Origin of the sequence: Blastococcus sp. MG754426, assembly GCF_021699055.1 — a bacterium.
Taxonomy (GTDB): Bacteria; Actinomycetota; Actinomycetes; order Mycobacteriales; family Geodermatophilaceae; genus Blastococcus.
The window spans coordinates 1-6,333 of sequence record NZ_SSXC01000127.1; the positions used below are offsets into that span (position 1 = coordinate 1).

Below are 6,333 nucleotides of genomic sequence, written 5' to 3' on the forward strand. Positions count from 1 at the left end.
CTGCTGGCACTCGCCGTGGCCGCGCCCCCGCCACCGCCGCCGTCCGTGGTGCACGCGGAGAGGAGCAGGGGCGCGGCCACGGCGAGTGCCAGCAGTCGCTTCGGTGCGGCCATCGGGGTTCCTCCTGTGCTCGCGGGCGCGGCCCGCGCATCCGTTCCGCCCAGGATCATGCCCCGCGCCTTCCCCGGCACCACCGCCGGAGGCTCCCGGCGGGGCGCTCCGCGCCGTCCGGGCGGCCTAGTCTTCCGTCGTGGACGTGCTGGCATCCGGTCATGAGCAGGTCGTCTTCTGCAGCGATCCCGGGTCGGGGTTGAGGGCGGTCATCGCCATCCACTCCACCGCGCTGGGGCCGGCCCTGGGGGGCACGCGCTTCTACCCCTACGCCGACGAGGACGCGGCGGTCGCCGACGTGCTGCGGCTCTCGGCCGCCATGTCGTACAAGAACAGCCTCGCCGGGCTGGACCTGGGCGGCGGCAAGGCCGTGATCATCGGCGATCCGCGCACCGACAAGACCGAGGCGCTGCTGCGGGCCTACGGGCGGTTCGTGGAGTCGCTGGGCGGGCGCTACCTCACCGCCTGCGACGTCGGCACGTACAACGCCGACCTCGACGTCGTGGCCCGGGAGACGCGGTACGCGCACGGCCGGTCGGAGGCCTACGGCGGGTGCGGGGACTCCTCCGTGCTGACCGCCTACGGGGTCTTCCAGGGCATGCGGGCGGCCGCGCAGCACTGCTGGGGCAGCCCGTCGCTGGCCGGCCGCACCGTCGCCGTCGCCGGCGTCGGCAAGGTCGGCTCGTGGCTGGTGGACCACCTGGTGCAGGACGGCGCCGACGTGGTGGTCACCGACGTCGACCCGGGCGCGGTCGAGCGGGTGCGGGCCCGGCACCCCCAGGTGCGCGCCGCCGCGGACACCGCCGCCCTGGTCCGCACCCCGCACGACGTCTACGCGCCCTGCGCCCTCGGCGGGGCGCTGGACGAGGAGACGGTGGCGGCGCTGACCGGCCGGATCGTCTGCGGTGGGGCGAACAACCAGCTCGCCGACCCGGGGGCGGGCGAGCGGCTGCGCGCCCGCGGCATCCTCTACGCGCCGGACTTCCTCGTGAACGCCGGCGGCGTGATCCAGGTCGAGGACGAGCGGCACGGCTTCTCGTTCGACCGCGCCCGGGCGAAGGCGTCGGGCATCTTCGACGTCGCCCTGCGGGTCTTCGCGCTGGCCGAGGCCGAGGGCGTCTCCCCCGCCGTCGCGGCCGACCGGCTGGCCCAGGAGCGGATCGACTCGGTCGGCCGGCTGGCCACGATCCGGCTGCCGGGCTGAGCGAGGCGGGGCTCACGCACCTCCGGAGGGGGAGGGCGTGTGCCCCTCGCCGATCCGTGTCGTAATGTTGTCCGAGACATAGTCACTCAGTCGGGGTCGCCACGCGGGCCGCATCAGCCGCTTGGCTGGGCCTCCGCACTCCGTAATGAGGGGGTCGAGCCGATGGGGCGCGGCCGAGCGAAGGCCAAGCAGACACGCGTGGCCCGTGAGCTCAAGTACAGCTCACCGAACACCGACCTCTCCGCGCTGCAGCGGGAGCTGGCGGGTTCTCCGTCGACGTACACCGCGCCCAGCGCGGCGAAGGACGACGAAGACGAGGACGACGAGTACGCCGACCGCTGGGCGGACGACGACTCGGACGACGACTGGGCGGCCAGCCGCTGACCGGCGGCGCGACCACCTGACCCGTCGCACCCCACGACACCGCAGCCCTCCGGGGCAGCGGTGTCGTGGCGTTGCGTCCCGGATCGGCACCGTGCGGCCGGCACGTCCCCGGGCACCCGGCGATCGCCGACGACGACCCCGGATCCGGGTGACCGGACGCCGGGGCCGCTAGCGGTAGGTGCCGACGAGCTCCGCCGCGGGCGCGTCCGCCGCCTGCTCGCGCAGGGTGCCGGCGACCCACGCGGGCACGCCGCGCCCGGTGAGCAGCCCGACGGCGGCATCGGCCTGCTCCGGGGCCACCGCGGCCACCATGCCGACGCCGCAGTTGAACGCCCGCTCGCTCTCGGCCCGGGGGACGCCGTGCTCCTCCATGAGCCGGACGGCGGGTGGGAGCGCCCAGGTGCCCCGGTCGAGGACCGCCTGCAGCCCCGCGGGGACGACCCGCGCGGTGTTGCCGGCCAACCCCCCACCGGTGATGTGGGCGAAGGCGTGCACCGCCCCGACGCCGAGCGCCTCGACCAGGGCGAGGCAGTCGCGGGCGTAGATGCGGGTGGGCTCGAGCAGCTCGTCGCCCAGCGGGCGGTCCAGGCCGGCCGGCGTGCCCGTGAGGTCCAGGCCGGCGGCGGAGACGACGCGCCGCACCAGCGAGTAGCCGTTGGAGTGGAAGCCGCTGGAGGCCATCGCGATCACCGCGTCACCGGCGCGCACCCGCTCGGGGCCCAGCACGGCGTCGGCCTCCACGACGCCGACCGCGGTGGCGGCGAGGTCGTACTCGTCGGCGTCCATGAGGTCGCCGTGCTCGGCGGTCTCCCCACCGACCAGCGCGGCCCCGGCCAGCGTGCAGCCGGTCGCGATGCCGGTGACGATCGCGGCGATCCGCTCGGGGACCACCTTCCCGCAGGCCACGTAGTCCTGGAGGAACAGCGGCTCGGCGCCGCAGGCCACGAGGTCGTCGACGACCATCGCGACCAGGTCGATGCCGACGGTGTCGTGCCGGTCCAGCTGCCGGGCCAGGGCGATCTTCGTCCCGACGCCGTCGGTCGAGGAGGCCAGCAGCGGCTTCCGGTACTTCTGCACGTCGAGCGCGAACAGCCCGGCGAACCCGCCCAGGCCGCCGACGACCTCGGGCCGGTTGGTCCGCTCGACGGCGGCCTTCATCAGCGTGACCGCACGCTCCCCGGCGTCGATGTCCACGCCGGAGGCTGCGTAGGTGAACTCGCTCATGGCCGGGTGAGCGCGTCCTCGGCGCCGCCGGGGATGACGGCGCTGCCGGCCTGCTGGCCCGTCCAGCCGCTGACGGCACGGCTGCCGATGCCCTCGAGCACGTGCTTGCCCAGCACCTCCGGCGTCCCCAGGTCGATGGGGTACCGGCCGGTGAAGCAGGCCGTGCACAGCCGGTTGACCGGCTGCTCGGTGGCGGCGATGAGCCCCTGCTCGGAGACGTAGCCGAGCGAGTCGGCGTTGATGGAGGCGCGCACGCCGTCGATGTCGAGGCCGTTGGCGATGAGCTCGGCCCGGCTGGCGAAGTCGATGCCGTAGAAGCAGGGCCACTTCACCGGTGGGCTCGAGATCCGGACGTGCACCTCGACCGCGCCGGCCTCGCGCAGCATGCGGATCAGCGCCCGCTGGGTGTTGCCGCGCACGATCGAGTCGTCGACGACCACGAGCCGCTTGCCGCGGATCACGTCGCGCAGCGGGTTGAGCTTGAGCCGGATGCCCAGCTGCCGGATGGTCTGGCTGGGCTGGATGAAGGTGCGCCCGACGTAGGAGTTCTTGACCAGACCCAGCCCGTAGGGGATGCCGCTCGCCTCGGCGTAGCCGACGGCGGCGGGCGTCCCCGACTCGGGGACCGGGATGACCAGGTCGGCGTCGGCCGGGTGCTCCTTGGCCAGCCGCCGGCCGATCTCCACGCGGGCGGCGTGCACGCCGCGGCCGGAGATGGTGGTGTCGGGCCGGGCGAGGTACACGTACTCGAAGACGCAGCCCTTGGGCTCCGCCGCGGCGAAGTGCTGGCTGCGCAGCCCGTTCTCGTCGATGGCGATCAGCTCACCGGGCTCGACCTCGCGGACGACCGAGGCGCCGACGATGTCCAGGGCGGCGGTCTCGCTGGCCACCACCCAGCCCCGCTCCAGCCGGCCCAGGACCAGCGGGCGGACGCCCTGCGGGTCGCGGGCGGCGTAGAGCGTGTCCTCGTCCATGAACGTGATCGAGAAGGCGCCGCGCAGCTGCGGCAGCACCTCCATGGCGGCGGCCTCGACCGAGAGGTCCTGGTAGGAGGCGATCAGCGCCGTCACCAGGTCGGAGTCGGTGGTGGCGGCGAAGGCGCCCGGCACCCCGGCGTCGGCGGCCTTGCTGGCGAGCTCCGCGGTGTTCACCAGGTTCCCGTTGTGGCAGAGGGCCAGCCCGGTGCCGGAGTCCGTGGTGCGGAAGGTGGGCTGGGCGTTCTCCCACGTGGAGGAGCCGGTCGTGGAGTAGCGGGTGTGCCCGACGGCGAGGTGGCCGCGCAGGCTGCCCAGCGTCGCCTCGTCGAACACCTGGCTGACCAGCCCGAGGTCCTTGTAGACGACGACCGAGGCGCCGTCGGAGACCGCGATGCCGGCCGCCTCCTGCCCGCGGTGCTGGAGGGCGTACAGGCCGAAATAGGTCAGCTTCGCGACCTCTTCACCCGGCGCCCAGACCCCGAAGACGCCGCAGGCGTCCTGGGGACCGGGGAACTGGGGGTCGAGGTCGTGCGTCAGCCGTCCATCACCACGGGGCACCGGTCGAGCGTACCGGCGCGGGCGCCTCCGCCGCCGTCGAGGCGGGAGAGCGCGGCGCCGTCGCGCCCGTCCCCCGGATCGCGCGCCGGGCCCGGGGCGAGGAACCTCGGCCGCGAGGGGCGCGTTGACGTGTGACCCGCCCACTTCCCGCCCGGCCGCTCCGCGCCGGACGGCGTGCTCGGGGCCGAGCGACAGGAGAATGGGGATGGCGAGCAACGGGCCCGATCCGCGGGAGTTCCTCGACATGGCACAGCGGATGCTGCGCCAGCTCTTCGACGAACCGCGCCGCGAGGACCAGACGTGGGCCGACGTGACGCGCGAGGCCGTGCGACGCCGACCCGAGCCCAGCGCCGAGGAGCAGCGGGAGAACCTCACGTTCGCGCTCGCGACGCGCGCCGTCGAGGCGCTCGAAGACCTGGCGCTGAACGTCGCGGCGATCCGGCAGCGGCTCGAGCGGACGGCCGCCGGGTCGCACGACCGACCGGCGCGACGGGAGGCTCCGCCGGAGCGGTGACGGGACGGGACCGGGGCCTCCCGGCCGGCGTCGCCGCACCGTTGCCGTCCGCGACCGCCCAGGCCGAGCGGCTGATCGCCCTCGGCGTGCACGAGCTCGCCGGCCTGCGGGTGGCCGCGGTGCGTGCCGCCGCGGAGGCCCTTCCGCCCGGGGCGCTCCTGGTCGTCCACCCGCGGCTCGCCGCGCCGTCCGCGCTCGCACCGCTGCTCGAGCGGGACGGCAGGCCGGGATTCGTGGTCGCGGACATGACCGACGTCGACGCCTTCGCGCCCGTGGAGCCGGTGGTCGTGCCCGACGCCCCCTTCTACGCCGTCACCGGCGTGCACCGTGGCGACGACCTGCGGAACCGGAGCCCCGACGAAGCGCTCCCCGCCCTGATCGCCGCCGGGCGCACCCCGCTCACGCTGGGCGAGGGCGTGCACTGGCTGCTGCAGTGCCCGGGGGTGCTGGCGCGCAACGCCTGCTTCATGACGGTCGGCTCACGGCTGCGGAAGGCGGGCGGCCGCCTCGACGCACGCACCCCGGCGCTGTGGATCAGCAACGGCACCGGCCGCGACGGGCCCGCGCGCCGGGGCGCCCCGAAGGTCGGCTGGTGCTGGGCCGGCAACCGGCACACCTGGCTGGGCTTCGCCTCGGCCACCGCCCGCACCCCGCTCTGACCCCGGGGCTCAGCGGACGTTGCCCAGCTCGGCCGCGATCGTCGTGTCCTCACCGTGCCCGGTCTTCACCACCGTGTCGCCGTGCAGCGTGAGCAGCTGGGCGCGGATCGAGTTGACGATCGTCGGGTGGTCGCTGAACGACCGGCCCGTCGCGCCCGGCCCGCCGCAGAACAACGTGTCGCCCGTGAAGACGGTGCGCAGGTCGGCCGCGTGCAGGCAGGTGCTGCCCGGCGAGTGACCCGGCGTGTGCAGCGCGACCAGCCGGGTGCCGGCGACGTCGAAGCGCGTGCCCGCTCCCAGCTCCTGGTCGGGGGCGGCGTCCGGGTGGGTCATGTCCCAGAGCATCCGGTCGGCGCCGTTGAACCAGATCGGGGCGCCGGTCGCCGCGCGCAGTGCGGGAGCGGCGGTGATGTGGTCGTTGTGCCCGTGGGTCAGGACGATCGCGGTGACCTTCCGGCCGCCGATCGCCTCGACGATGGGGGCGGCGTCGTGCGGCGCGTCGATCACCAGCACCTCGTCGTCGTCCCCGACGAGCCAGACGTTGTTCTCGACGTCGAAGTCCCGCCCGTCGAGGGAGAAGACCCCCGGGACGACGACCTGCTCGATGCGGGCGCTCACTCGCCGAACACCACCACGGAGCGCAGCACGTCGCCGGCGTGCATCTTGTGGAACGCCTCCTCGACGTCGTCCAGCCCGATGGTC

7 protein-coding genes are annotated in these 6,333 nt (G+C 74.7%); 4 read left to right on the top strand and 3 right to left on the bottom strand.

Annotated elements, in window-relative coordinates; translation table 11 throughout:
• The first annotated feature begins 250 nt into the window (after positions 1–250).
• On the top strand, positions 251–1,315 hold the full coding sequence (locus tag E9549_RS22165; protein WP_236828762.1) for a Glu/Leu/Phe/Val dehydrogenase: 1,065 nt from the start codon (positions 251–253) through the stop codon (positions 1,313–1,315).
• Positions 1,316–1,477: 162 nt separating this feature from the next.
• A complete protein-coding gene (locus E9549_RS22170; protein WP_236828763.1) occupies positions 1,478–1,699 on the top strand; it encodes a DUF3073 domain-containing protein in 222 nt (73 codons plus the stop codon).
• Between the two features lie 168 nt (positions 1,700–1,867).
• Here E9549_RS22170 and purM read toward each other — a convergent pair whose 3' ends face one another.
• Together purM and purF are read right to left on the bottom strand one after the other, a co-directional pair.
• Positions 1,868–2,923, bottom strand: a complete 1,056-nt coding sequence (gene purM, locus E9549_RS22175) for a phosphoribosylformylglycinamidine cyclo-ligase (RefSeq protein WP_236828764.1) — start codon at positions 2,921–2,923, stop codon at positions 1,868–1,870.
• The gene (gene purF / locus E9549_RS22180) at positions 2,920–4,458 is read right to left on the bottom strand and encodes an amidophosphoribosyltransferase (RefSeq protein WP_236828765.1); all 1,539 of its coding nucleotides are present in this window, start codon (positions 4,456–4,458) and stop codon (positions 2,920–2,922) included. The genes purM and purF overlap by 4 nt, the downstream gene beginning before the upstream one ends.
• 205 nt (positions 4,459–4,663) lie before the next feature.
• Between purF and E9549_RS22185 the strand changes: the two genes are divergently transcribed.
• Positions 4,664–4,972 carry a hypothetical protein gene (locus tag E9549_RS22185; protein WP_236828766.1) on the top strand — a complete coding sequence of 103 codons (309 nt, stop codon included), beginning with the start codon at positions 4,664–4,666 and terminating at the stop codon, positions 4,970–4,972.
• Positions 4,969–5,631, top strand: a complete 663-nt coding sequence (locus tag E9549_RS22190) for a DUF5701 family protein (protein WP_236828767.1) — start codon at positions 4,969–4,971, stop codon at positions 5,629–5,631. Before E9549_RS22185 ends, E9549_RS22190 begins: the two co-directional genes overlap by 4 nt.
• 9 nt (positions 5,632–5,640) lie before the next feature.
• On the opposite strand, the gene E9549_RS22195 is transcribed toward E9549_RS22190, so the two are convergent.
• Complete coding sequence (locus E9549_RS22195; protein WP_236828768.1) at positions 5,641–6,249, bottom strand: MBL fold metallo-hydrolase; 609 nt, start codon at positions 6,247–6,249, stop codon at positions 5,641–5,643.
• Positions 6,250–6,333: the final 84 nt, after the last annotated feature.